Source organism: Ruegeria lacuscaerulensis (assembly GCF_013034745.1).
Lineage (GTDB): Bacteria > Pseudomonadota > Alphaproteobacteria > Rhodobacterales > Rhodobacteraceae > Ruegeria > Ruegeria lacuscaerulensis_B.
The window spans coordinates 63,888-89,552 of sequence record NZ_WQGP01000011.1 but is presented as its reverse complement, the minus strand read 5'-3'; the positions used below and the strand labels follow the sequence as shown (position 1 = coordinate 89,552).

27 protein-coding genes and 1 pseudogene are annotated in these 25,665 nt (G+C 57.1%); 6 read left to right on the top strand and 22 right to left on the bottom strand.

The window, feature by feature from the left end:
* Positions 1-193: 193 nt before the first annotated feature.
* The 10 genes from GOV79_RS19865 to GOV79_RS19820 all read right to left on the bottom strand — a co-directional run bounded on the left by GOV79_RS19865 (position 194) and on the right by GOV79_RS19820 (position 9,500).
* Entirely contained in the window at positions 194-1,297 is a 1,104-nt protein-coding gene (locus tag GOV79_RS19865; protein WP_170775031.1) for a hypothetical protein, read from the bottom strand.
* Between the two features lie 21 nt (positions 1,298-1,318).
* Positions 1,319-3,154 carry a relaxase/mobilization nuclease domain-containing protein gene (locus GOV79_RS19860; RefSeq protein ID WP_170417779.1) on the bottom strand — a complete coding sequence of 612 codons (1,836 nt, stop codon included), beginning with the start codon at positions 3,152-3,154 and terminating at the stop codon, positions 1,319-1,321.
* The gene (locus tag GOV79_RS19855) at positions 3,151-3,570 is read right to left on the bottom strand and encodes a hypothetical protein (protein ID WP_170417782.1); all 420 of its coding nucleotides are present in this window, start codon (positions 3,568-3,570) and stop codon (positions 3,151-3,153) included. Before GOV79_RS19855 ends, GOV79_RS19860 begins: the two co-directional genes overlap by 4 nt.
* 472 nt (positions 3,571-4,042) lie before the next feature.
* Positions 4,043-4,243, bottom strand: coding sequence for a hypothetical protein (locus tag GOV79_RS19850; protein WP_170417785.1), 201 nt, complete (start codon positions 4,241-4,243; stop codon positions 4,043-4,045).
* Positions 4,244-4,926: 683 nt separating this feature from the next.
* Positions 4,927-5,469, bottom strand: coding sequence for a hypothetical protein (locus GOV79_RS19845; protein ID WP_170417788.1), 543 nt, complete (start codon positions 5,467-5,469; stop codon positions 4,927-4,929).
* A 22-nt stretch (positions 5,470-5,491) separates the two neighbouring features.
* Positions 5,492-5,782: an addiction module antidote protein gene (locus GOV79_RS19840; protein WP_152460667.1), complete on the bottom strand. Its 291-nt coding sequence runs from the start codon at positions 5,780-5,782 to the stop codon at positions 5,492-5,494.
* Positions 5,783-5,787: 5 nt separating this feature from the next.
* The gene (locus GOV79_RS19835) at positions 5,788-6,081 is read right to left on the bottom strand and encodes a type II toxin-antitoxin system RelE/ParE family toxin (RefSeq protein ID WP_170417791.1); all 294 of its coding nucleotides are present in this window, start codon (positions 6,079-6,081) and stop codon (positions 5,788-5,790) included.
* Positions 6,082-6,196: 115 nt separating this feature from the next.
* On the bottom strand, positions 6,197-8,062 hold the full coding sequence (locus GOV79_RS19830; RefSeq protein WP_170417794.1) for a ParB/RepB/Spo0J family partition protein: 1,866 nt from the start codon (positions 8,060-8,062) through the stop codon (positions 6,197-6,199).
* Between the two features lie 218 nt (positions 8,063-8,280).
* Entirely contained in the window at positions 8,281-8,685 is a 405-nt protein-coding gene (locus tag GOV79_RS19825) for a DUF3768 domain-containing protein (protein WP_152460664.1), read from the bottom strand.
* Positions 8,686-9,212: 527 nt separating this feature from the next.
* Positions 9,213-9,500 (bottom strand): WGR domain-containing protein, encoded by a 288-nt coding sequence (locus GOV79_RS19820; RefSeq protein WP_237215935.1) that lies wholly within the window; start codon positions 9,498-9,500, stop codon positions 9,213-9,215.
* Positions 9,501-9,715: 215 nt separating this feature from the next.
* On the opposite strand from GOV79_RS19820, the gene GOV79_RS19815 reads away from it, so the two are divergent.
* The 4 genes and pseudogenes from GOV79_RS19815 (at position 9,716) to GOV79_RS19805 (ending at position 12,331) form a co-directional block, all read left to right on the top strand.
* Positions 9,716-10,108 carry a GFA family protein gene (locus GOV79_RS19815; RefSeq protein WP_152460663.1) on the top strand — a complete coding sequence of 131 codons (393 nt, stop codon included), beginning with the start codon at positions 9,716-9,718 and terminating at the stop codon, positions 10,106-10,108.
* 153 nt (positions 10,109-10,261) lie between these two features.
* On the top strand, positions 10,262-10,513 hold the full coding sequence (locus GOV79_RS19810; protein WP_408015525.1) for an SH3 domain-containing protein: 252 nt from the start codon (positions 10,262-10,264) through the stop codon (positions 10,511-10,513).
* A 155-nt stretch (positions 10,514-10,668) separates the two neighbouring features.
* A pseudogene (locus tag GOV79_RS22655) lies at positions 10,669-10,809 on the top strand (DUF6429 family protein); the annotation flags it as partial.
* Between the two features lie 115 nt (positions 10,810-10,924).
* The gene (locus GOV79_RS19805) at positions 10,925-12,331 is read left to right on the top strand and encodes a DUF7986 domain-containing protein (protein ID WP_174819503.1); all 1,407 of its coding nucleotides are present in this window, start codon (positions 10,925-10,927) and stop codon (positions 12,329-12,331) included.
* Positions 12,332-12,813: 482 nt separating this feature from the next.
* Here GOV79_RS19805 and GOV79_RS22540 read toward each other — a convergent pair whose 3' ends face one another.
* Positions 12,814-13,113, bottom strand: coding sequence for an MBL fold metallo-hydrolase (locus tag GOV79_RS22540; RefSeq protein WP_170417797.1), 300 nt, complete (start codon positions 13,111-13,113; stop codon positions 12,814-12,816).
* A gap of 84 nt (positions 13,114-13,197) precedes the next feature.
* On the opposite strand from GOV79_RS22540, the gene GOV79_RS19795 reads away from it, so the two are divergent.
* Positions 13,198-14,109, top strand: coding sequence for a homocysteine S-methyltransferase family protein (locus GOV79_RS19795; RefSeq protein WP_170417800.1), 912 nt, complete (start codon positions 13,198-13,200; stop codon positions 14,107-14,109).
* A gap of 464 nt (positions 14,110-14,573) precedes the next feature.
* On the opposite strand, the gene GOV79_RS19790 is transcribed toward GOV79_RS19795, so the two are convergent.
* The 8 genes from GOV79_RS19790 to GOV79_RS19755 are packed head-to-tail and all read right to left on the bottom strand — an operon-like array spanning position 14,574 to position 21,954.
* Positions 14,574-15,401, bottom strand: coding sequence for a citryl-CoA lyase (locus GOV79_RS19790; protein ID WP_170417803.1), 828 nt, complete (start codon positions 15,399-15,401; stop codon positions 14,574-14,576).
* Positions 15,398-16,594 carry a CaiB/BaiF CoA transferase family protein gene (locus GOV79_RS19785; protein WP_170417806.1) on the bottom strand — a complete coding sequence of 399 codons (1,197 nt, stop codon included), beginning with the start codon at positions 16,592-16,594 and terminating at the stop codon, positions 15,398-15,400. Before GOV79_RS19785 ends, GOV79_RS19790 begins: the two co-directional genes overlap by 4 nt.
* Positions 16,594-18,039 carry an aldehyde dehydrogenase family protein gene (locus GOV79_RS19780; protein ID WP_170417809.1) on the bottom strand — a complete coding sequence of 482 codons (1,446 nt, stop codon included), beginning with the start codon at positions 18,037-18,039 and terminating at the stop codon, positions 16,594-16,596. The genes GOV79_RS19785 and GOV79_RS19780 overlap by 1 nt, the downstream gene beginning before the upstream one ends.
* Entirely contained in the window at positions 18,036-18,731 is a 696-nt protein-coding gene (locus GOV79_RS19775; RefSeq protein WP_170417812.1) for a hypothetical protein, read from the bottom strand. The genes GOV79_RS19780 and GOV79_RS19775 overlap by 4 nt, the downstream gene beginning before the upstream one ends.
* Positions 18,728-19,738 (bottom strand): agmatinase family protein, encoded by a 1,011-nt coding sequence (locus tag GOV79_RS19770; RefSeq protein WP_170417815.1) that lies wholly within the window; start codon positions 19,736-19,738, stop codon positions 18,728-18,730. The genes GOV79_RS19775 and GOV79_RS19770 overlap by 4 nt, the downstream gene beginning before the upstream one ends.
* On the bottom strand, positions 19,735-20,610 hold the full coding sequence (locus tag GOV79_RS19765) for an arginase family protein (RefSeq protein WP_170417818.1): 876 nt from the start codon (positions 20,608-20,610) through the stop codon (positions 19,735-19,737). The genes GOV79_RS19770 and GOV79_RS19765 overlap by 4 nt, the downstream gene beginning before the upstream one ends.
* Complete coding sequence (locus GOV79_RS19760; RefSeq protein WP_170417821.1) at positions 20,610-21,284, bottom strand: hypothetical protein; 675 nt, start codon at positions 21,282-21,284, stop codon at positions 20,610-20,612. The genes GOV79_RS19765 and GOV79_RS19760 overlap by 1 nt, the downstream gene beginning before the upstream one ends.
* Complete coding sequence (locus tag GOV79_RS19755; RefSeq protein WP_170474326.1) at positions 21,277-21,954, bottom strand: arginase family protein; 678 nt, start codon at positions 21,952-21,954, stop codon at positions 21,277-21,279. Before GOV79_RS19755 ends, GOV79_RS19760 begins: the two co-directional genes overlap by 8 nt.
* A 178-nt stretch (positions 21,955-22,132) precedes the next feature.
* On the opposite strand from GOV79_RS19755, the gene GOV79_RS19750 reads away from it, so the two are divergent.
* The gene (locus GOV79_RS19750; RefSeq protein ID WP_170417827.1) at positions 22,133-22,840 is read left to right on the top strand and encodes an IclR family transcriptional regulator; all 708 of its coding nucleotides are present in this window, start codon (positions 22,133-22,135) and stop codon (positions 22,838-22,840) included.
* A gap of 8 nt (positions 22,841-22,848) precedes the next feature.
* Here GOV79_RS19750 and GOV79_RS19745 read toward each other — a convergent pair whose 3' ends face one another.
* The 3 genes from GOV79_RS19745 to GOV79_RS19735 are packed head-to-tail and all read right to left on the bottom strand — an operon-like array spanning position 22,849 to position 25,650.
* Entirely contained in the window at positions 22,849-23,652 is an 804-nt protein-coding gene (locus GOV79_RS19745; RefSeq protein ID WP_170417829.1) for an ABC transporter permease, read from the bottom strand.
* Positions 23,653-23,662: 10 nt separating this feature from the next.
* Complete coding sequence (locus GOV79_RS19740; protein ID WP_170417832.1) at positions 23,663-24,565, bottom strand: ABC transporter permease; 903 nt, start codon at positions 24,563-24,565, stop codon at positions 23,663-23,665.
* Positions 24,562-25,650, bottom strand: coding sequence for an ABC transporter ATP-binding protein (locus tag GOV79_RS19735; RefSeq protein WP_170417835.1), 1,089 nt, complete (start codon positions 25,648-25,650; stop codon positions 24,562-24,564). The genes GOV79_RS19740 and GOV79_RS19735 overlap by 4 nt, the downstream gene beginning before the upstream one ends.
* Positions 25,651-25,665 lie beyond the last annotated feature (15 nt).

Here is a 25,665-nt window from a genome sequence, read left to right as displayed (position 1 = left end):
GCTTTAGTCCCAGCGAAAGACTGTTTTGTCCGCTTCTTGCCTATTCAAACGTGGTGCAGCGAATGCCCGGAATGTCCAAGGACAAGAGTCCGTCCCAATCGGAACAGACCCCACATTACTCCAACCCGGTGGTCTCGCTGTTCCCGGCAACACATTCACCGGCGCGAACAATCATCTATCATGTCCTCCGTGGTTAAAGACTGTGTCCATCATACTCATGGACGTGGGTAGCCTGTTCGCGGGTATGGGCAATCTCTTGCACCACGGCGGCAATCTTGCTGGATGAAACTTGGTGCAGCTCACCAACAACGGCCTCCGCGCGCTCGTAGCTGTCCGGAACGCCTTGGCTGTTGAAATGGGCGGCAGCGGTGGAAATGTCCGCGTCTTTCCAAGTCGCCGTTGTGCCGATTGAAACGCTGTCATGATCGTTGTAGCGGGCCAGGAACTTGCTTCCGTCGAGACCGAAGCTGTGCGCGGTCGCCACAATGTCATCACGCACAGCCAGCCATTTTTCGGCTTCCGTGGGGTCCAGGTTGTCCAACTCGGCCGCATTCATGGATGTGGTGTAGCTGTCATCAGCCAAAGTGTATGCCTGCAGGTCGGTGTCATATGGGCGCAGTTCGGCAACATCGCCTTTCAACTCCCCGATCTGAACGTCCATTGCGGCACGCAAGTGTGGATCTTCGACCTCTCGTGCAAGAGCCTCCATGTTCTCGATGGAGTTCACGATGTCCTTGGTCTGCTGCTCGTAGTTCTCAAAGATGGCCTCCCCCAAAGCGGATTGCATATACTGAACATAGCGATCACCGGGCGACTGGTAGTCGTCGGACTCCTGAAAATCCTTGTCACCACTCAGATCCGCAAGGGACGAATAGTAAGGGTGATACAGATCGTATTCCTGAGCATCACTCATGTGCTGAGAAACCAAAGCCTGCATATCGTTCAGATCAACCGGCTCCCCTGACCGCTCCGCAGCTTCAAATTCGATTTTGAATTCTTCGACCAGATCTTGTTGCGCAGTATGTTCGTCAACACGGCGGTTGGCCTGGTCCTCGATGTCGAAGCTGTTTGAGGCGATGGCTGCACGATCAAAGCCCATCGCCTGCTGTTCTTTCCTGATGATGTCGATCTGCTCTGAAACGCGATCTTCACGCGGGGCGGATTGATCAAATCTGGAATAGGGTGCGAAGTGTTCGACTTCGTTCAAAAGATAGTCTGTACGCGAAACCATAGTTTTTCCTTTGCGAGTTGATGGAAAACTCTGTGATGGGTCTGCCTGGGGCGTTGGCGCGCGCATCAGGCAGACCGGTTAAAGTCCTTACAAGCTGTGCCCGTCATCGTCACCGCGCCCCTGCAAGAGCGGGTGCGTTGCGTGGGCGTGAACGTCTGAAAGTTCTTCTGAGATTGCGATGATCCTGGAAGACGCAAGCTGGTGCAGCTCGTCAACAACGGCCTCAGCGCGGTCGTGGCTGTCGGGTAATCCTTGCGCCTGGAAGTGGGCCGCGGCGGTCGAAATGTCGTCGCTGCGCCATCCCATTGTTGTACCCAGGGTGACGTTCTGATGATCGCCAAAGCGGGCAACGAACGCCTCGCCATCGAGGCCGTAGCTGCTGGCCGTGTCGGTGACTTCTTTGCGGATCGCTGCCCACTTGCCGGCCTCTGAATAATCCAAGACATCCATTTCGGCAGTGCCCATTCCCATCATCGTTGAATAGCGGCGGTCCTCGATGATGAAGGCTTGAAGGTCCGGATCGTTGGTGCGCAGGTCCGCAACGTCGCCCTTCAACTCGCCAATTTGAATATCCATAGCGACACGCAGATGAGGGTCGTCAACCTCACGGGCCAGCCCTTCCATCTTGTCGATGGATTGCAGCAATTCTTTGGTCTGAGTCTGGAAGTCCTCATAGGCCCCCTTGCCCAAGGTGTCCTGTATATAGACCTCGTACCGGCGTGCTGCCGGGGCATAATCAGCGGACGACTGGAACGCCTTGTCATCGACAATATCAGCAAGGGCAGACAGATACGGATGGCTCTGTTCGTTGTCCCGAACGTCGCTGATATGGGCAACAACCTGAGCCTTCAGCTCGGGTGCGATTGTTTCCTCAGAACCGCCTAATTCGATGTGTCGCCGCAAGTTGCTCATGACTTCGGGCGACACATAAGACGGGTCTCCTGGCTCGCCGTAATCATCAAAATGATGGGCTTGATCCAGCAGATGTTCCATTCTCGATACCATAGGTTCCTCACTTTCAACGAGTTGGATGGCAAACTCTTCGATCCGGTCTTTGACAGCGTTGGCGCGCTCATCAAACAGATCCGACATTCTTGCGATGGAGAGTGTCATCACATCACCGGCCATGTCGCGGGCCGTAACTTCAACCTCCGGAGTGCTTTCAACAACAGACAGTCCGGCCTGAACCTTCCACGTGTCGGTCTCAACTTCCTGCCGCAAACCGCGCTCAAGGCGGGTCGTTGCGGTCAGCTCAATTCCGTATCCTTCGGCAACCTCAACCTGGATAGAGCGCTGAACGTCGATGTTCATGTCGCTGCTCATACCCATAGCCAACCACTGCCCATGTTCCACGCCTCGGTTATTCACAACGATGTGGACATGGGGGTTGTCAGTGTCGTTGTGGAACACGGTCAGATAGTCCCAGGTATCGCCAAAATCACCGCTCCCAAACAGGCGATCCGCGAAGTCCAAACCGGCCTCATGCGCGGCATCCGGATAGGTGCCTTCGGGAAAAGAAACGATCATGTGACGGGTATAACCATAGTTGGTTTTCCCGTTGAAATCCTCGGCCCAGGTCTCGATCAGATCACTCACCTGATCGGCATCGAGCGGGGTCACACCATTGTCGCGGATGTCCAACACGCCCTCTGCCCTGACGGTCAGGTAATTGATCTGGCGGCGCAGCTCATGCGCTTTTTTCACCCCACCTTTGCGGACGTGTTTCACAACCGCCTCGGGCTTTCCAACCACAGCACCAAGCCGCGCCTTGATGGATGAGGCCCGCGAGATCATGAACTTCATGCGCTTGGCGGTTTGCAGCTGCTGGCTGATCTGCTTGGACCGATCGATACCCTTCTGCGCTTCCCGGAAGGCTAGCTCCAGAAAGTCCCCTGCCGTCAAATTGTGAGCCGCGACGTTCATGCTTCAGATGTCCTCTCATCGTCGCGCAAGATTCGGCGAATGGCGGAGTCTGGCTCTCGGTTTCGGCGGGCCGCGGTGATCAGCGCCTTCAGGTCTTGCCGGTGCTGGATGATCGCACGATGGAGGTTTTCGACATCGCGCCGGTCGTCATCGGTCCAGATCACCGAACCGCGTTTGGCCGATTTTGCGAGCTGATTGAGGTTGGTGTATCCACCCTGAACCTGCCGCAAGTGCGTCTGCCAGAGATCGACAACGGCCGGGTCAGGATCGAGATACCCGATCAGACGATAGATCAGTCGTTGGATGATCTGGTTGCGGCTCTTGGCCCCAAGCGACTGCACGGCCTCCTCCAAACGCACCAACGCATCTGACGGCAATCGAACGGAAAAGACAGTGGTGTCGCCGGGCTTGCTCAATGTATACCTCTGGTTGTTTTTATGACTTGTAACACAACTACCTTATCCTGTCATACTCTCCAAGAGGAAACCGGGGGTGATTTTAGAAATCCGTATTTTCTCAAATTGCCCCCGGAACAGTTTTGCTCTTGGAGGCAATCTCCACGCCGGGAAAAGGGTCCTGCCCCTTTTCCAGCCAGCAGGCGTGGGTGCCGGTGGACCGGCGCAGGGCAATCACGCAAAGCGGGAGCTGCCCGAACAGCGCCCGTCACATACCGGCACGTTCAAGGTCAGTATGGCATTTTCCGCGCGCCTCAGCGCGCTCAATGTCCCGCCGCTTTCGCGGCGGGTGTGGCAGGGTTGTCTGCTGCCGCATTGGGGCAGGTCGGCACCCCTGCCCGGTCTTAGGACCGCGCGCCACCTGTGGCGCATATGTGGTCCGGCCTGCGGCCGGAGCAGAAGAAAGGGCGGCTTGCGCCGCCCTGCCCTCCCGTCATTCGGTGACGGGATCGTCATCGGTGCGCTTCGGGAAGGCCACCATCTCAACGCCAGGGAACATGCTGTGCTTGACCTGGATCGAGGTGATGGTGCCGGTCTCATCGGTATTGACGAAGAGCACCCCGCATCGATCCCAGAATGTCTTGCCTTCTTTTTCACCGGTCTTGACGCTCAGTTTCAGAGTTTGAGTTGCCATTGTTTGATCCTCGCTATGGCGTGTTTCGATGAACAAGGGAAAAGCGGGCATCAAGGGGATGTCAGCAGGGAATTTGATCCGCGCGGAATGCGCCGCAGGCGCAGGGGACATTCCTTGTTGAAGCGCGGCGCCCGGCCCGGGCGCCGCGCGTCTTCCCCGACTGCCCGCTTATGTTCATCCCTTCAGAAACACCGCAGCCGAGGATCTTCTCCGGCAACGTACTTGAAACTGTCAGACCTGGTGAAAGGCAAGGCTTTCTGGGATCGCTGCGCGCGGAACATCTGAACAAAACGATGTCTTTGATGGCGGCAACATCACCTCGATCCGACACAGGCGCGGCGCTCAGTTCTAAGTTGGGGGTTGCCCTTCTGGGTCGGTATGACCGTCGTCGCAAAGGATGAAGAATGACGGACGGTGCAAACCGCCCTATCCAACTGGCGGAGGCCAAAGACCGGACGGTCCGGCCCTGGTCCGTGCTTGTGCGGATCAGGTAAACAGCCGGACTCAATTTGGATTGGCGGGTTCGGTAGGACGCCCCGGTAATCCGCAAGAACTCTCTCAAGCGCTGTCGCGGGGCGAGACCGGCGCACGGGCAGATACAGTGATGAGTACGCCAAGAAAAAGGCCCACCGAAGCGGGCCACGAGTTTAACCAAAGGAAAATCTGGAGGTATTCTTTACAGGCTAACGCTTGCGCGCGCGATCGACAACACCGTCAGCTGTGATCGTGGCAATGCGATCCTCTGTGCGGCGGGTCATTTCCACCCCGTCACCCGTCATATGCGCCTCGGCAAATTCCGTGAACTTGAAGATGCTGCCATCTGCTTCAACATGGGTTTCGTCCTCTGCCGAGCGCCGCTTCACCGATCCGTCATGGCGGATTTCGATGATCGTGTTGTCGGCCATTCGGACCGTCACGGTATGCTCATCTACAGCGACACCCTGCCACCAGGCATCTGCATCGCGGCGCACAACAATGCGGTTTGGGTGCAGCTTGATCTGCACGTCCTGTACCTCGTCCGGATCAGCGGCTTTGACGACCACGATGGCCTCCTGCGCGCTGGGATCACCATGGATCGACGCGCTCCCGTTTTTTGGCGGCCAGAGCTTCGGCTGTGTGCGCGGCTTGCCCTTCTGGTCTGTATGAAACCCGACGAACATCTGCGCGGATTTCCAGACGCGGCGGGCGGCTTTTTCAACCGTAGACGGAGCTGCATCGGTGGACATGGTGGATAGCCTTTAAAGTGGGTTAATTCACGTGCATTTTCGGGGTGAGCGTCACACCCACAGCGCTCAGCACTTTCAGCACCGTGCCAAACTCGGGATTGCCATTTTCGCTAAGTGCGCGGTAGAGGCTTTCCCGAGACAGACCAGATTTGTCGGCCACACTCGACATACCTTTGGCCTTGGCAACATCGCCAAGTGCCGACGCGATCAGCGCCGTGTCGCTGGTTTCAAAAGCCGCTTCAAGATAGGCTTGAATGGCTTCCGGGCTGTCCAGATAGTCAGCCGCTTCAAACTTCGTTGTTTTGACACCCATGTTTTTCACTCCAACTCTCTTGCCATCGCCTTGGCGGTTTTGATGTCGGCTTGCTGGGATGACTTGTCTCCCCCGCACAGCAAAACGATCAAAACGTCACCGCGCGACACATAGTAAACGCGATACCCCTTCCCTTCGGAGATACGCAGTTCACTCACACCTTCACCAACCGGTTTCACATCACCGGGATTGCCCAGGCTCAACCGCGTGATGCGAACCAAGATCCTGGCTCTCGCCCTTTGGTCCTTCAGGCCCTTGAGCCACTTGTCGAACAGGTCCGTCTTACGAATTTCTATCATACCTATATGTAGCCTACAGGCTACAACCTTTCAAGTCAAAACAACCTATACCATTGAACTAAAATCAAAAATCATTGCTGAAAAGCAGGGCGCGTTGCGCCCTGCCCTGCCAGTTTCAGAAGCAATCCGGCACCCATGCATCGATCCGGGCTTTCTGTGCCTCGGTCACGCCCAGTGCCTTTTGATGCTCTGGATCATTGAAGAGCTTGTGCAGCGCCTCGTTCTTGGCACCCTTTTTGGATTTCGCGAAGGCTTTGAACATGTCGGCGTCGATGTGCAGGTCCAGCAGGTCTTTGTAGAGATCATCCAGCTGCCAGCCTTTCAGACGCTTGAAGCAGTTTTCAGCCGAAGGGGTCCAGATCGCGCGCATGTCAGCCTCGATCTCAGCCTCGATCTCCGCCATGAACTCCGGGCGTTGGGTCAGAAACCGCCGGGCCAGAAAACCCGTGATCTCACCATTGCGGGTCTTCTTGCCCAGATCGCGAAACGCTTTGAACGCTTCCACGCTGCCTTGTGCGGCAATCTCGTGGAACTGGTCATAGGCTGCCTGTGCCGCTTCATCCCGTTCTCCGCCAAGACGCGGGTCGAGGATGAACTGGTCATCGATCTCGGGTGTGTTCCGCTCGGCACCACCATAGCCAAACCCAAACAGATTGCTGCTCAGACCGGAGGCCGGGGTGGCAAAGAAAGCAAACAGGCTCAACACATAATCAGGCTTGTCCAGCAGGGCCGTTTGAACCGCTGCCAGCCGGATCGCCACCATGTCGTCGATGAACTTCTGCGAATAAACTGGTTTTGGTTCTTCCTTGATCTCCGGTTCTTTGACCGGGGCCAGAACACCAGCCTCAATGGCAGCCTGAACATGTTCCGCCGCGACATAGGCCGGGGATGTTTTGATCTCGCCATTGTTGGTGACATAGACAAACACGCCGGACAGCTTGCGCTGCGCGTCAGAATAGAACGGCGCCGTATAGTCCTCAAGCGCGGCCAGCTCCTTTTCACCATCCGCGTCCAGAGCCTCACCCTCATAGAGTTCGGCAAGTTCGTCATACCGTTCGGCCTGTCCTTCGGTGAAGTCCCGGCTCACCATGTCCAAACGGTGCATGTCTTTCGTACCCGAGAACCCATAGGGAATGTAGCTTTCCTCATGGGTGTCCACCCAGTCCCAGCCTTCCGCGTCGCGCAGTTTTTCCGCTTCTACCGCCAGTTTCTCGGCAAACAGACGATCCAGTAACGCGCCTTCATTGAATAGGGTTTCATCGGCAAACAGATCAGCGGTGACGGTGCCGCCCGCCTCAACATAAGCCTTCTGCCCGACAAATACGGCCTTGCGGCTAGTGCTGCTAACAGCCTCCGACGTCAGTGCCTGTTTGACATCATGCTCACTGAACCACCGACATTCTTTGGCCCGTTCCAGAACCTCCAGAATTTTCTCTTCTTCGGTGCTGACGGTCATGGCCTTGGCCAGCCCCATGCTGATCTCACCGGCTTTGAGCGCATCCAGAACGGCGGCGGGCAGACTGGCAAGCGCGAGGCGGCGGCGCACATGGGATTCGGTCACGCCAAACGCATTGCTGATCTTGGCAATAGACAGAGATTTCTCGGCCATTTTGCCATAAGCACGGACCTCGTCCACAGGGTCCAGTTCTTCACGGGCGGTGTTCTCCGCATTGGCCCATTGCTCAGCCACGAAGGGATTGTCCGTGACCTTAACGGGAACCTGTGCCAGATCAGCGCGCTCAGTCACGGCGATGTTCAGAGCCCGTAGGCGGCGACCACCGGCAACGATTGCGACTTTGCCATCGGTATCGCGCAACCCGCTGAGGTTCTGGATCAAGCCACACATAACCAAACTGTCGGCCAGAAGTGCAATACCTTCCTCACCAACCTCCTGTCGTGGGTTGATGTCAGACAGGTAGAGATCGGACAGGGATACGGTTTCGATGGTTTCCGGTGCGGTGAATGTTTCGACTTTGCTCATGGGGCAAATCCTTGTTTGAGTGTTTGAGATCGTGTTAAGGGTGCCCTACCCCTTCCGGGGTAGAGCGGAGCCGTTTAGATGGCTGCGTGTTGGATCAGGAAGCGGCGCGCGATGTGGAAATTGTCGCCCTTCCTGATTAGCGCCCACGCTTCTGCGATACGTTGCTGCAAGATTTCATTGCTCATGGTGTTCACCTCCTTTCCGGTTTGGGATTGAGATCAGTATTCGCTGGGGCACATGATGGTCAGAACGCGGCGCGTCACTGACGTGTCAAACGGCCGGTCGGACCCATACGTGTAGTCCGTGTCGTAAAGATCGATCTTCCAGAACAGCTTCTGGTCACGGACTGTCACCGCCCCAAAGGTGTGATCGCCATAGGGGTCATTGCCCTCGTCAAACTGGTCATCCGACGCCACCGCTGCCAAAGCTGCAGTCTGGAACTCCATCCCTTCACCTGACACGCCGGGCGTGACAAATACCTGACCCTGAATTCCCTTAGAATGCATCTCGATTGCCGCAGTCGGATCGATCAGCGCTTTCCGAAATAGGTCATTCTGGGTCGCAATCTCTGCCGCCTGCAGGCTGGTGTCAGTGTCGATGTCTTTTGTCTTTTCAATGTCCAAAACCGTCTCTCCTTTTGTGGTGCGACCTCTGGGGTTGATCCCCTTTGGTGCTGGTTTTGAGCCGAGCCCTGAAAGGGCGTCGTCTCTAAAACCTGCCCCGTGGCGAACGCGGAGAGGGGCGAGACAGGACCAATCGACAAGAGTGGTGCGGCCCGCAGCGCAGGCGCGCGAGGACACGGTATTGTCTATTTGTCTTGTCCGAGGGGGGAGGCCGCGCCTTCCCCCTTACGGAAGGTAGCGTTTGGCTTGTCCAAATCCCGCCTGACCCACAAGGAAAGGACAAAGGATCTCTGATCCTGCGTGAGCGCAAAAGGGACCGTCACCCGAATGGGCAGATCACCACGGCATGGACCGACCATGACCCAAAGCCCCTGCCCCGGCTCGCAAGAGACGGGTCAGGGGCTACTGGGACAGGGAGATCATTCTGGGGTGTTCTGGGTGGAAGCCGATACGTCGGCTGAAACCTAGAGCCTGCTCACGAGCCGAAAGGCTCGGGATTTGCCACAGAAACAGACTGCAGCCCGAAGTCACTCACCGACCGGAACATACCCTCGACGGAGCTTTTGCTTTTCGAGATTGTGGAGCGCTTCACTAGCCAGGGCTTCGTCATCATACGTCACCATCATGGCTTGCCCGTTCGTGCCAATACGCCCCCAGGTACGAAGCACTGAAACCTCCCCAAACAACGTCGGCTGCAACTCGATGCCATAGAACCGCGCCATGTTGATCTCAGGGTCCACATGGATCAGGTGCACAGGTGTGGTGTCTGTCAGCTCCATGACGCGATTGTCGATCAATAAAGCTCGTCTGTCCAATGACTTTGCTGGAACAGTCAATTGGCAAGGATTCAGAACCGTGATGAAAACATTCGACAACTCAATCTGTCTGATGCTTGCCTCGTACCCATCCAGGTACAGGAGCTCATATTGGCACCATTCCACATTCCGCTGCTGGAACCGTTGTGACCACTGGCCAGAGTAGGTACGGTTTTCTCATATCTTGCAAAACGAAATAGAAGGATGAAGGCAACGTGGCTGAAATCTTGGAAGGCGGATGTTTTTGCGGTGAGGTTCGATACCAGGTCACTGGCAGCGCAGTAATGCAACTCATGTGTTTTTGCAGTGATTGCCTATCGATGACCGGAACGGACGGTTATGCCGGGTACATGATAAAGTCGGAAGACCTGCAGCTGCTGAAAGGCAAACCACGGACCTTTGAGAAGACCTCAAAGGAAGGTCGACCTGTCATCAAGCATTTTTGTGGCACCTGCGGATCAGGCCTGTGGGGCGTGACAGCCTTCGGATTGACGAGCATTGCGGCTGGGACATTGGATGAGCCAAACAACTTCAAGCCAACGAGCAAGGTTTTTGTGAAAGATGCCCCCAACTGGGCCAGGGTTCCCCACCATTTGGAAGAAATGTAGCGTTTGAAGCTTTGGTATCACCTACATTTCTGTCTTGGAGTTGTTCCTCTTGGTGACCCGAGTTGCTACGATTGTCGTTGAGGCAATAAGCAGGACATCGCGATGCGCAATGCAATCTTTTTACCCCTAATGGCTTTGTTCCTGGGGGTCGTCATGGACGTTAAACCGGCGGCGGCCGCGTCACTCGGAACATATGAGGTTTTTGGCGTCGAAGACGGTGACATGCTAAAAATGCGCAGTGGGCCTGGAACAGGGTTCAATGTGATCGTTGGTCTTCCAAATGGAACCGCACTACGAGTTCACGGCTGTGAGCAGACCGGTGGCACCCGTTGGTGCCGCGTCTCTTTGGAGCGCGCGCGCAAGCTTAAGGGATACGTCTCTTGGGCATATTTGCGGAAAATCTAATACGACAGCGATCAGCACCACCATCTTTTAGCAATCATAGAATACCGGCGGAAACGCCCTGACGAATCCACTAGTTGGGCTCACACCCGTCGTCGAAGCGGCTCGCAACATCCCCGAATTCGCTGGGTTCAGGACGGCCCTAAGGCTTTGACTGGGGAGCGCTTGATCGCCTGCACCGTAACGGATTGATCCTGGACCCGGTTGGAAAGGCAAAATCGGTGGTACTGACCGATGAAGGCCTGCGCCGCTCCGAAAAGCTTTTCACAGAGCTTTTTGGGCGGGAGCCAAAGACATAGCATTCGCCATGACAAGTCCCTCCATGTAACGCAGGTCTGCATACGCGTGTGGGCTGGCTGGCGGTTGCAATCTGCGCTAAATCGCCCCTGTCCGGCAAACAGGGAGAAGCTGAAGATGACAACGGGGAACGATCTTGGTGGGCTCATCGGGTTTATCACCCGTGACGAGATTTGGCATGAGCGGCTCGCTGATGTGTTGGACGAGCATTTTCTGCCAGCGCTCGAGGCCTTCGATCTTGAGTTCGAGGATCTGGGCGACTTGCTGGGCGAGGATTGGCCGATGGTCCTGTGGGGTGGTGGCCTGGAAGATTTGCTGGGCAGGACATTCGGAGCGGACGCCGAAAACGCTGCGGATGCTTATCTGAAAGGGAGCGGTTCCAAGGAGAGTGCGCAGACCCGCGCCTATATCAAAGGATTGCGGGACGCGTCGGTCAGCCTTTATGAGGTGAGCGAGGTAGACCCCGGCAGATCCATGGTCTTGCGCAACATGCTTTCGGACGCAGAGCCGGTTACCGTCCGGGAACACAGCGCGACGCAGATGCTGCAGCGATGGGATCGCATCGCAGCTCGGGTTGTCGCACAGGGGGATTATAACGTGATCTCGGGGGCGCTGCTCCCATTCGACCCCGACACCGTCGCGTTTTTTGAAGACGGGCTCCGCTCCGTGTTGAAATTGAACCCCGACGTTGAACTGAGGCTGACACAGGATCAGCTACACCGTTCCGCACCCCTCTTCACCAATGCCTGGCTCTTCGCACATCTGCCGAACCTACTGGATCCGGAACCACCACAAATCAGCAACAGCGATGGCGACAACCTGCTCTTTCACGACATGCGCTTCCCCCTCGCCAGCAAAGTGACGCAAAGCCAGGTATCTGAAAAGCTAACACAGTCCGCAGAACTCGTGATCTCAGGCCAGAAGGATTGGACCTGGCTTGACCTCGACACCCCGTCCGGCACCAAGCACGGCACCGGCCTCGTGTTGGACAAATCAATGTCAGGGGCCTCCGTGCTTGGGTCCCTAGATCTGAAAGGTCGGACACTCACACTTTCTGTGAGCTCTACAGCGCGCGCTGAACGCGGCGAAGCCCTGGTCCGGGACCTCCTGGGCGACCTGGTGAAATCTCCGCTGACATCAATCCAGACCGCCGAACAGATGATGGCGGATGACAGCACGAGTAACGGAGTGGCAGAAGAAGAGGACATCCCCCGTGCCCTTGCCCGTCAGATGGCCCACGAATATCTCGAACAGCATTACCGCGATACGCTTGACCAGCCGATTCCTGCCCTGGATGGCAAGACCCCGCGCCAGGCCGTTCGCAGCACGGCGGGCAGGAAGAAAGTCATAGACTGGCTGAAGACAATCGAAAACCGCAGCGCGCGCCAGACCGGCTCTCCGGTGGCTGAGTATGATTTCGGCTGGATGTGGGACGAGCTTGGTCTGTCAGACTACCGAAATTGGACCAGCGATGGTTCTTGCAAAAACCGTTCCAAAGCTTCGCCTCCTGAACCCATCGACTAACCCATGTTTTCCCGGCTGCGTCTTGCAGAGATGTGGCAAGGGTTATGCTGTCGCTGCGCGTCCAGATGGTTTGCCTCGTGACAGCTGGGGCACAACAAAATTTCAGTCTCCGTGGACACACCGGTTTCATAATCGAAACAGTACTCTTGTCCACATATTTCCAGCACCTCTCCACTCTTGGCCAGTTCCGAACTTGTCACCTCGCAGTGATCACAAATTCCGTCCAAGAGAGCTGATTGGAGTTCAGAAAGAACCACTGTTTTCTGAAAATTGCACACTCTGTCACTCATAACTGCTTCAGGCTTTCACAAAATGGTGAAGAGAGAAAGCTTGTGAAACAAGAATTCAAGGGAATGTGACATAGCCCAATGGGTTCGAGATTTAGTTTCGCCGATCATTGCCTGTAAGCTGCGCGGCGCGTCGAACTTTCACGTCAGCCGCCATCCCACAACAGACCCGCGCACATCAAAATACAACCTGGGCTAGTCCTCCCAGCGAAACGCGTCGTTGTCCGCCTTCACCCGACCAATAGACGGCAAAGCGAAGTGGTTTCCCAGCACAATACATCCCGTTTCCGAGGCGCTTTCCAACAGTTTCCGACGGGATGTCACGGCCATCTCAGCATCGGAATCAAACATAAAATGCCACTCGGGATGCCAGCACTGGGCGGTTGTATGGATTGCATCACCTGTAATCAGAGCGCGCCGGTCGCCACTGGTGATTTCGACCGAGACATGACCTGGTGTTTGGCCTGGCGTGGGGATCAGAGTGACGGAATACACCCTGTCGCAGTCCTAAGGTTCACAGGAGGCCCGAGACAAAGTAGGTTTCTTGTGCAGAGGTAACGGCAATAGGCGTGGATCAGAATGGCGCGACAGCTCCCACTCGAAGGTAACAAGCCCTTTCTGGTTTACGCCGGCACTGGCACCGACCTGATTTTCAATCATGGAATTGAGCTTCCCGGTTTCGCGTCGTTTCCATTGCTGGAAGAACCTGGCACCAGGGTGATACTGGCCGGTCAAATGCAGGCTCTTGTCGATCTGGCCCGTGAAATGAATGTCGGATGCATCCTTGATGCGCCCACATGGATGGCGAACGCCGACCGGGCAGCGCCCTTGGGGTACGATGCAGAGCGGCTCGCCGAAGTAAACAAAGATGCGGTCAGTCTAATGGAAGACGTGCGCCAAGCTGCCGCTCGCGATGATGTACTGGTGTCGGCCTGCATCGGCCCGCGCCATGATCCTTACGCCGACATCCCGCCGGTACCCGTCGAAGATGCACGTCAATACCACGCCGCTCAAATGCACAGCCTGAAAGACACAAGCCTCGATCTGGTCACCGCTTATACATTCAACCGCCCAAGCGAGGCAGCGGGATGCATCCTCGCCGCCCGGGACGCTGAACTGCCGATCATCATGTCTCTGGTTGTTGAGACAGACGGGTGCCTGGCAGACGGGACCAAACTTGTGGACGGAATTGACCAGATCGACGCAGCAACCGACTCGGCGGCGCTGTTTTTTATGGTCAACTGCGCTCACCCTACCCATTTCGCCGGAGCGCTTGGCAACCACCCCCGGCTGAGAGGCCTTGTGGCGAACGCTTCGAGTTGCTCGCATGCGGAACTTGACGAAGCAGATGAGCTGGACGAAGGCGATCCAGCTGAACTTGGTAAACAGATTGCCGCGATTGCGAGGCAGAATCCGTCGATCCAAGTATTTGGAGGATGCTGCGGTACCGACATGCGCCATCTGAAATCGATGATCAGCGAACTAGCATAGCCAACTTGGTTCAATCTGAGCGATAACGCTGAGATCTAAGGTGATCCCGTAATTTCTTTCCACAACTTGTTAGGAGATCGGCCCTTTGCTGCCGTTGACCGAGGGCGCGCATCGCTGCGGTGCGGCCCACCAGACCGGACTTTAGCTGCGACTGCGAAATCCAGCGATCGACAAACTCACGCATCGCGGACCAAGTGTGAATTCGCCGCGCTTGTCGCGATGGCAGCTCGGTGCGCTTCGCTGACGTCAGAACAAGCGTGAAAATGTATCGATTCTCGCCTGGATTGAAATACCTTCAAAGACAACACCAAAGAAGTGAATCTTTGTTCAGACTAACATGTTGGGTCTGCTTCTAGGGGGGGATGCCCAATGACCGAGACCGGCAAAACAGTCCACACGCCAGTGGCGCTTCAATGCCAAGTTCGGTGTGAATTTAGGCGTTCGCACCATCAATGGTCATCGGGTTAGCGCTCCGATTTGACACCAATATATTCCGGCAGATAACGCGGCGGCATTGGCCCCTTGTTCCGCCCGCCCTGTTGAATCTGTTCCCAGCCATGAGACAAGACGCCAACCGAGCGGGAAAGACAGAACAATCCCCGGGAAAGCGGTGCCGGGAACCCCAATTCGCAAAAGATAACAGCCGTGGCCCCATCGATATTCATCGCGATATCGGCACCGCGCTTACGTCCGATTTCCGTCTGTATAGCTTCACCGATATCGGCAAATCGCCCTTCTACAGTGCCTGACATCGCGGCCTCGCGTACCAACGCCATCAATCGCGGTGCGCGGGGATCGACGGGCTTGTGGAAACGGTGGCCAAAACCCGAGACGATCTTGCCATTTTCCTCACACCAGGCGGCGATACCGTCGCGGACGGCAACTTCCTGTTCAGCGCCGTCATCCATCCGTTTGGCGACGTCGAAATAAAGCTCGGCGCATTGTTCACCGGCGCCGCCATGCACGTCACCCAACATGTTGACCCCGGTGGCCATGACGTTGTTGAGCCCCAGCCCACAGGTCGCGGCCATACGCGCTGCGGCTATCGATGGCGCCTGCGGACCATGATCCACGCCCGCCACCAGCGCGCATTCAAAAAGCGCCGCCTGTTCTGGCGTGGGCAAATTGCCGCGCACCATGAGCCAGATCATCTGAGCAAAGCTGACGTTTCCGATCAGGTCCTGGATCGGGTGGCCGCGAAAGGCGATCCGCCCCGGAGCCATGTCGATAATTTCGGTGCGCCACCAGTGGCAAATGGCATCGGCGTCATTGCGTCCTGCGGGGTCCGTCATATCGCGCCATCCTTTGCCAGTTTTTCAATGTCTTCCGGTGAAAGACCTAACTCGCTCCAGATTTGAGAGTTGTGCTGCCCCAATGTGGGCGGTGGTGCATCGACGGTGGGCGCGCTGCCGTCCAATTTGATCCCGGTCGTGGCAACCTGAATGTCGCGTCCGACGCCGGGGACGTTTTCAAACTGGTCGAGGAAACCGCGGTCTGCAACCTGCGGCATTTCCAATACTTCCGGCACTGTCAAAACCGCTCCTGATGGCACACCAATGCTATTGAGTTCCTTGGCCCAGTCGCGCGGTGACCGGGTCTTCAACACGGTCTCCAGCTCAGTTTTCAGAGCCAGCCTATTGCGTTTGCGATCCTCGCGCGTGGCATATTCAGGCCGCTCGCGCAGCGCGGCCAATCCCAGGTGGTCCGTCAGTAGCTCCCATTGCTGGTCTTTGTTTGCGGCAATGTTGATCAACCCGCCCTTCGCTTCAAACGCACCGGAAGGCGCCGAAGTGGGGTTTTCATTGCCATTGGCAGTCGGATTGACGCCGGCGATCAGATAGTTCGACACCACCCAGCCCATTGTCGCCAGCACCGATTCCAGCATCGACACATCAATAAAGGTGCCGCGCGGATTGGCGTTCAGAGCAGATGAAATCGCAAAGGCTGCGGTGATGCCCCCCACAGTGTCTGCCACCGGATATCCAACGCGCAGCGGCGCGCTGTCGCTATCCCCGGTGATCGACATCACACCCGAGGTTCCCTGTATGATCTGGTCATAAGCCGGGCGGCGTATCCACGGGCCCTCTTGGCCAAAGCCGGAGATAGCACAATAGATGAGGGTCGGATTGGCCTCTTTCAGGGTCTGGTAGCCCACGCCGAGGCGCGTCATGACGCCGGGCCGGAAGTTTTCAACCACGACATCTGCAGTTTCGACCAGTTTCAGAAAAATCTCTCGACCCCGTGGGTTCTTGAGGTTGACCGTGACCGATTTCTTGCCCGCGTTCTGGGCGAGAAAGGACACGCCCATGTTGACTTTGTTCAGCTCTGGGTCGGCCCCCAGTTGGCGGGCGAGATCGCCCCGACCGACGGCTTCGACCTTGATAACCTCGCCGCCCAGATGCGCCAGATGATGACAACAGAACGGACCGGCAAGGACATTGGTCAGATCAAGAACACGAATGCCCTTCAAAGGTGTCTGCGACATTATCCGCGCCCCGCGTGTACAACCTTGGCCGCCGTGAAAAACTCGCGGCAATAGCTGCCTTTTTCCGGTGCACCATAAGAGGATCCCTTTCGGCCCGTAAAGGGTGCGTGGAAATCCATGCCGGCGGTGGGCAGATTGACTTGTATCATGCCTGCTTCGGCGTTCTGCGAGAAGTGATCGATTTTGGCGGGATCCCGCGTGACAATTCCTGCGGACAATCCAAATTCGCAGTCGTTGGACGTGGCCAGGGCGGCGTCGTAATCCGGCACGCGTAACACGGCGGCGATGGGCCCAAAGATTTCGTCTCGTGCCACGGCTGCGTCGGGTGACACATCCGTAAACAACGCAGGCGCAAAGTAATGGCCGGTTGTTTTGGATTTGACCTCGCCACCACCTGCGGCAAGCGTTGCACCGTCATCCACAGCCTGAGACACGTATCGTTTGTCGATGGCGAGCTGCGCTTCACTGGCGACCGGACCAATCTGGGTTTCCGGAGCGCGCGCATCACCGATCCGAAGGTCTTTCATTGCCGCGCAAAGACGGTCAACAAATGCGTCGTGAATGCCCTCGGTCACAATCAGGCGGGAAGACGCTGTGCAGCGTTGTCCGGTTGAGAAAAAGCTGCCCTGAACGGCGCAGTGCACCGCCAGATCCAGATCGGCGTCATCCAGCACGATCAAGGGGTTCTTCCCCCCCATCTCCAGCTGCATTTTCGCTCCTCGCGCAAACAGCGCCGCCCCCATATGGCGACCGACGGGTGTGGAACCGGTGAATGTGACCCCGGACACCTTGGGGTGCGTAACGATTGCCTCCCCAACCTCACGGCCTTTTCCCATCACAAGGTTGAACACCCCCTCAGGCACGCCCGCACGGGCAATAATATCGGACAACATCCATGCCGATCCGGGCACCAGTTCGGCAGGTTTGAACACAACCGTATTGCCATAGGCCAGAGCGGGTGCGATTTTCCATGCGGGGATCGCCAGTGGGAAATTCCAGGGCGTGATTACGCCCACAACGCCGATTGGCTCGCGTACAACATTTAGCGACACACCTTCGCGCAGAGATTGGTAGGTGTCGCCGGTCGCACGATACGCCTCAGCCGCGAAATATTTGAACAAATGCCCGGCGCGATGCGCTTCGGCCTTGGCTTCGGGCAAGGTTTTGCCCTCTTCGCGGGCCAGCATATCGCCCAGCTCGTCTACACGGGCGAGGATTTCCGACCCGATCCGGTCGAGCGCTTCGAACCGGACCAGAGGCGATGTCTTGCGCCAATTCGGCAGGGCCGCGGCCGCGGCCTCGATTGCGTCAACCGTTTGATCGGCGCTTGCCCGGGCATACTCGCCGATCGTGTCGTTCAGGTCGGACGGGTTGACATTGGGGGCCGCGTCGCTGCTAGCAACCCATGATCCGGCGATAAAGTTGGCAAAGGGGTTTGCAGTCATAGCGCTTCCTCAAGAACTGGTCGCCACCCGATATCTTCATGCCGGTGGTCCACAGTATTCACGTAAAAATAGGTCGGGCCATGATAGCCCCTGCACACCCGCCCATCGGCCCGTCTGGCAACCGGTTCGGCGGTCCAGCTGACCGCGCCGAACCAGTTCCACAAACGGTTATGAGGCGAGGTCAGATGATCCGGGCAAAGCGGTGCTGTACTATTGGCCGGGTCCGGTTGCGGAGCGTTCAACGCCCCGCTGCCCCCCACCAGCGCATCCCATTCATTGGGGCGCGTCGCCCCCTGAAAAGGGTCACTACAGGGCGTATCCCCCCCCGTAAGCAACCGGCAGCGAAACAGGCGTCCATCAATCGACAGCTCTGTGCCATGGACATACCCCGCATCATCCAGATCCTGCCAGCTGACGCGGCTCATAAGCATCCGGTCGGCGACCATCAATCTTCTTCCACCGTCCTCAAATAGATGCCAGTTCAGGCGCAGGTTCGGGTCTTTGGGACTGTCGGTGAGCGCCCAGTTGTCCCAATTCGGGTCGCGTTCAAATTCCGGTAGGTTCCCGGGTTGCAGGCCCTCGTAAGGGCAAAGCGCTGACAGGTCTGTGATCCAGGGCCGTGTCGCGGGCGCAAGTGTTTTTCCTGCATGGGAAAACCCACCCAGCTGCTCTGTTCCTTTGTAGTCCATCATTGCTCTGTCACCGCCCCGGTCACAGGTTGTGTGCGGAAGCGACGCAGGATCCGGAACAACATTTCTGCAGCCAGAAATTCGGTACGCTCCGACGGATCAAGAGGAGGGGACACCTCAACAATATCCAGTCCACCCAACGGGGCCTCGGCCAGCCCATCCAGCAGATCGTAATACTGACGCGGTGTAATACCGCTATGAACGATTGAGCCGGTGCCGGGGAGGTAGCCAGCGTCCATCGCATCGATGTCGATTGACAGATACAGTTCGTCACATCCCTTCATGGCATGCTCCAACGCCTGACGAATTGCCTCTGCCGTCCCCAATTTATGTACGTCGCCAGCCGAAAACACCCGACCGCCCTGCTCTTCGATCAAGGCGAGTTCACCGCTGTCGACCCAACCGGTGATCCCGACCCAAACCATATTGGACACGTCGACATTGGGCAGTTCGGAAATCCGACGGGCATTGGTTGCGTGGTTATGGCTGCCCCACGCGCCAAGCCGGTCAGAGAAATCCAGATGACCGTCGATCTGGATATACCCAAAACGTGCATTTGGTGCGCGTTTGGCCAACCCACGGGAATAGCCAAGGCAGGCCGGGAAGCTATTATAGTGATCACCGCCCAGTGCCAGAGGGATCGCCCCTCCAACGCTCAGCGCCTCGGTCATTGCGGCAATGGCCTCGGTGGTTGCGTCTACATCCTCAGGGGTGATCACTGCATCCCCGCAATCCACGAGCCAGTCGCTGGCCGTTGCGCTTCTTTGGCCCGTATCTGGATCAAAACTGACCCCCTGCGGTCGCATGGATTGCAATACCGTCGTTGCCTTACGCAGCGCCTCGGGACCAAACCTGGTTCCGAGCCGGCTTGAATGTGTCCAATCGCTGGGCATACCCACCACACCGATTTGGCCCGGACGGACGTCGGCGGCATCGAGCAGAGGCCCATCAAACAGCCGATACCCCGGTTGTGCCAGAGGCGGGAGAAATGTCGTTATCGCTGCAGTCATGTCAGTACTTTTTCCTTGGAAGTTTGGCGGCGCGGAAAATCAATCCCAAAGCCGAGGCGCGCATAGATAAACGCCAGAAGAGCCGTGACCATCAGGCGTTGGCCAACCTTCACGACACCCATTCCGGGACGGTTCGGATTCAGACCGGTCAACATAATGGCGCTGACCTCGTGCCGTCCCAAAAGCTCAAGCCATTGCACCACCGTCGCAAGATCGCAGCCCCCCAAACGGGGCCGATCACAAAGCGCACTGAGCGATGTTTCAAACACCGAGAGATCAAACCGAACAAACAACGGCTTTGATGGATCCCGCCACTCTGAAAACGCGGCACGCTGCGCGGCAGTATCTCTATTTACCGGCGTGGTCGTTCCGTTCGGCAAGGGCGCAATATGAAAATCGCGCGCATCGGCTGGTGTACCGCCAAGCTGCACTGTCTGACAATGAGGGAGCGCGCTCCGCGCCGTCTCGGACATGCGATCTGATCCGCCCAAAAAGATTGCACAGGCGCCATTGTCGCTGATCTGACGCATGGCCGCCTTCAAGGCCGCGTGGATCGCATCTTCGGACCCCGGTGCAATATCTCCGAGATCACAAAGCCGCTCGTGCAGGCCATCGGTACTGATATCCTGACGCGCATCGATATCTACGGGGTGACTGAATTGTGGATTTGCGTGCCAACCGAAATAGACCGAGGTTTCGCGTAATGCACGCGGCGCCAGAGATTGCCCTGCATGAGGTGCGTTTGTATCTTCAAACGGGATGCCCAGTACGGCCAGATCTCCAGACCGGACGTCGCCGATTGCTTTGGTCTGAGAGCGCATGAACGACAGATGCCCTGCCATGCGCGGCAACGGGGCCGAACGTAGAGGCATCAGCCTGCTCCTTTCTCAAGACGAGCTGTGACCGCTTGCAGGATCGCCAGTGCAGCGCGGGTTTCAGCCTTGCCACGGTTGTCCAGTTCCGGGGCAAGCCCAAAAACCGCAGCCGCGATGGTATCGCCCGGGGTGGCGTCAATTTGCGCGATCATTTGTGCTGGTGACATTCCCGTCAGGCGATGCGGGTGCGATACCCATTTGCCCGCAAGCTCTTGTAAATCCACAGACAGGATGACCGGTTGGGTGCGGGGCAAATGGCTCACTGCGCCGCCATTGACCCCAATGATGGGAACATCCGCACCTGTGACCTGTCTTGCGGCGACGTCAAGCGCTTCCAAACCGCTGGAATCGCCGCCTACCAACACCATGCGGGCACCGGTTTCAAGAACCGATTCACATTGCGAGGCAACTGCGAGAAAATGCTTGTCAGGTTCTAGCGGAAAGACGTTCACGTCCCCAAGGTCAATTGCATTCGCGGGTGTTACTGTGGGGCAGGACGCATACCGAAGCTGGCGCGCGAGATAGCGTTGCCCTGCCGATGGCCGGGCGAGATTGTCACAAAAATAGCCTGCAATCGCGACCTGACCGGGCACGAGATCTTCCAGATCGCCAATGGATGCGCCCAGAAAACTGGGGATCGCGTCAAACTGTATTTGCGCCGCTTCACTCATTGTGCAACGCCGCGTTCAGGGTTTCGATCGCCGCCAGTTCCGACATTCCCCTGGTGTCGCGCGCAGGCGCAAGGCCGGTGATCACAATCGCCTGCCATTTACAGGACATGGCACCAATGACGGAAACCAGCGTTTCAGGTTTCATCCCGCCGGGATTTAGGCCGACGCTGCCAGCTGCATGCCCCAGATCAATGACCGATATGTCGATCCACAAGACAGCGCGCTCGGGCGTGTCAGAATAGTCGCCGTGCCCTTCATCCAACTGCCGCGCGGTGCGCCAATCCATCTTGCGCTGGCTGATCAGATCCCAGACACCAGCAGGTTGATCGCCGTTCAATCCCACCCAGATCGTGTTGGCTGTTCGCGTCGCGATATCACGCCGGGCCAACGGCATGGCCGCGACAACTGGCAGATCAGGCAAGGCCCCCAGCACACCCGAGGCGACATCAGACGCGCCACCCAAGACAACGGGTACAACACCGTGATCCACCATTTGCGTCACAAGTTGTTCCAACGCGGCAGGCCAATCCCCTGACAGGTCCAGATTGCCAAGATCCCGACCATCTACAGGCAGTCCGATCCCAAGTTGGGCAGTCATTTTGCGCAGCGCATCGGGTGCCAGAGAGGTGCCGGATCGGGGCCCGGTGTTAACTTCGCTCGGAACGCCCATAACCCCAACACAATCAGCCTTACATTGCGAATGAATGCCAAAAGGAAGGTCCGCATAACCAGCTGTTATCATTTGTTTCCGCGCGCTATTCATTGCCAGACGCCTTCGTTATTTGCGATTTCCAATTGCGCTCAAACCGGCTATAAAAAGCGACGGATTTGCGTCGAAAGGTCTGCCTATGCCCGACAAGCCCCGATCCCCTGACGCCAATGGTGGTGTCGAAGCGGTAGAGCGCGCATTGCGTGTGCTGGACATCTTTGAGCCGGGCGATGCAGGCCTCTCTTTGAAGGAGGTTGCGGACCGCAGCGGGGTCAACAAGGCGACAATTCTGCGTCTGAGCGTGTCGCTTGAAAAGTTTGGTCATATTACGCGAGACGCCGAGGGTCTGTTTCACCTCGGGCCGTCTTTGTGGCGTCTTGGATCCGTGTTTCGCCAAAACCTGCGGATGGGGCCAATTGTGCGACCGGTGCTTGCGAATTTGGTGAATGCGACCGGCGAAAGTGCGTCGTTTTATGTGCAACGCGGCAACTCTGGCGTGTGCCTCTACCGGGTCAATTCGCCAAGGCTTGCGCGGGATCACGTTCAGGAGGGCGAGATCATTCCGCTGAGCATGGGCTCTTCGGGTCAGGTGCTGGATGCTTATTCCATCCGGCAGGGAAAACAGGCGGCCAGCATCCGAAAGGCCGGGTATTATCTCAGCCTTGGTGAACGCGATCCTGACGTCGCCGGACTGTCGGTTCCTGTTCTTGGGTTCGAAGATGAATTGCTGGGCGCGATCAGCTTGTCCGGCCTGCGCGTCCGCTTCAATGACACAGCCGTCGAAAAGTATCGCGCGGCGGTCCTTGATGCCGCCCGCCAGATTCGGGTGGAGTTTGGCGAAAAATAAGACCCGCATCATTGTGCCTTGTCTTTCCGACGCCCGATCATCTGCACACCGATAAGCGCCGTGATGGACACGACAATCAGACAGGTCGAGATCGCCGCGATTGTCGGATCAAGCTGATCACGCAGTGAATTGAACATGCGCCGGGTGATTGTGGCGTTTTCCCCGCCCGAGACCAGCATCGAGATCACAACCTCGTCCAGCGACGTGATAAATGCCAGAAAAGCCCCTGTCTGGATCGAGAATTTCACCTGCGGTACGGTGATTGTCCACAATGCGTATGCACGGGACGCCCCTAAGCTGCGCGCTGCAAGCTCCTGATCGAAATCATAATTCTGCAATCCCGACATCACCGTCACGATCACGAATGGCAGCGCCAGCGCAGTATGGGCGATCACGATCCCGGTCAGTGTGTAATTGAGCCCCAGCTTGGCATAGAGGCTGAACACTCCAACAGCGATCAGGATCACTGGCACGACAATCGGCATGATCACAAGGATTTGAGCCGCGCTCCTGATACGAGGCGCAGAGCAATGCAGACCATAGGCACAAAGTGAGCCCAGGGGCGTCGCGATTGCCGTGGTCAGCGCCGCCGCGATCAGCGAGGTCTTTGTTGCGCTCATCCATTCCGGCGACGTGACATAGGCCACGTACCAGCGAAACGAGAGCGATGTCGGCGGGAATTCCAGATAGGATGCCCCCGAAAACGACATCGGGATAACGATCAGCGTGGGCAGGATGAGAAAGAACAGCACAGCAATGCCGACCACTGTCAGCCACAGGCCGTCGATTTTACGTTGTCCGACTTGTTCCATTTTCAGATCCTCAGCGCATAAACAGTTTGTCGAGCCCGAAGACACGGTTCATCAGCCAGATCATCGCCAGCGCCAGCAACAGCAGGACCACGCCCAGGGCTGATGCGGCCCCCCAGTTCGAATAGACTGTGATGGTGCTTTCGATACGCTGCGCCAGCATCTGAACCCGGCCACCGCCCAGCAAAGCCGGTGTGACAAAGAACCCAAGCGACAGGATGAAAACCAGCACGATGCCGGCAAAAAGGCCCGGCAGGGACATTGGGAAAAATACCCGCCAAAAGGCCCCGCGCGGGCTGGAACCAAGGCCCACGGCGGCTCGGACCAGGTCGCCGTCAATATTGCGCATAGTGGCGTAGAGCGGCAGAACCAAAAAAGGCAGCATGATATGCACCATGCCAATGATGGAGCCGGTCAGATTGTGCGCCAGTTGCAGCGGTTCTTCGATAATGCCAAGTGACATCAGCGACGAATTGATGATCCCATTGCGCTGCAAAAGCACCAGCCACGCATAGGTCCGCACCAGAACCGAGGTCCAGAAGGGGACCAGCACAAACACCATCAGAATGGCCGCTGTTTTGTTCGGCATCTTTGTCAGCCAGTAGCACAGCGGGTAGCCGAGAAGGACGCAAATCACCGTCACGGCAATGCTGATCTGAAACGTGACGACAAAGGTTCGCCGATAGAGAGCACTACTAAAGATGCGCGTGTAATTTTCCGTGCTCAGTTCGCCTGCCGCATTGAAAAACGACAGCGAAGACAGCCAGAAAATCGGCAGGAAGACGACGATCAAGATCGTCAAAACCGCAGGCATCGAAAGCCCAAGAAACGTCAGTTTTTCGCGGCGTTCTTCGGATTTGAGCGTGCTGGCATTCTGAAGAGTCCCAGCACCTTCATACGTCTCGGCGATACTCATGCCACATGTTCCGGTACGATGATCGTATCTTCGGGATGCAGGGCAAGGCCGATTTGCTCTCCCTTCGACGGCAACCCGGTTTGGCCCGCGCGATTGGCAGGCACACGCACATTGATCTGACCAGCGCTGTCGTGCTGAACGATCACTAGAACGCTGTCGCCCTGATAAATGATGTCATGCACTTGGCCGGACAGGTCATTGGCGGCGTCTGGCACCGCGCCTGCTGTGACTTCCAGCAACTCGGGCCGGATGATCAGACGATGGCCTCCGCTGCCCAGCGCAATAGGCGTATTGGATTTCAGAACGCGCTCGCCAAGCTGCGCCGTGTCATTCGCTACACTAACCGGCAGGGAAATGGATTCCCCGATAAAATCCGCCACAAAGAAACTATGCGGCTGGCGATAGAGCCGCTCAGGCGTCGCGATCTGTTCGATCCGCCCATGATTGACCACTGCAATCCGGTCCGACATCGTCAGGGCTTCGCGCTGGTCATGGGTCACGTAAACGACAGTTGCATCCAGCTTTTCATGCAGCGCCTTCAATTCGATTTGCATATGTTCGCGCAACTTCTTGTCGAGCGCTGACAACGGCTCATCCATCAGAATGATCTGCGGCTCAAAAACCATGGCGCGGGCAAGGGCCACGCGCTGTCTTTGTCCCCCGGATAATTGCGTGATGCGCCGGTCGCCATAACCGCCCAGCTGCACGGTCTCCAGCGCGCGCTCGGCGCGGGCCTTCTGATCGCTTTTGGACACCCCGCGAATTTTCAACGGATAAGCCACGTTTTCTGCGACCGTCATGAACGGAAACAACGCATAGCTTTGGAACACCATGCCAAGGCCGCGCTTGTGGGGCGGCGTTGCAATCATTTCCTGTTCGCCAAACCGGATCGACCCGCCATCAGGACGCACAAATCCGGCCAGCGCCATCAAAAGCGTCGTCTTGCCGGAGCCTGATGGCCCCAGCAATGTCAGGAACTCGCCCGCGGCGATGTTCAAAGACACGTCATTCAGCGCTTTGACCGATCCGTAGGCCTTGCACAGGTTGGATATATCGATGGGAAGGGAGTGGGCTGCAGGTGACATGGGGGCTCCTAACCT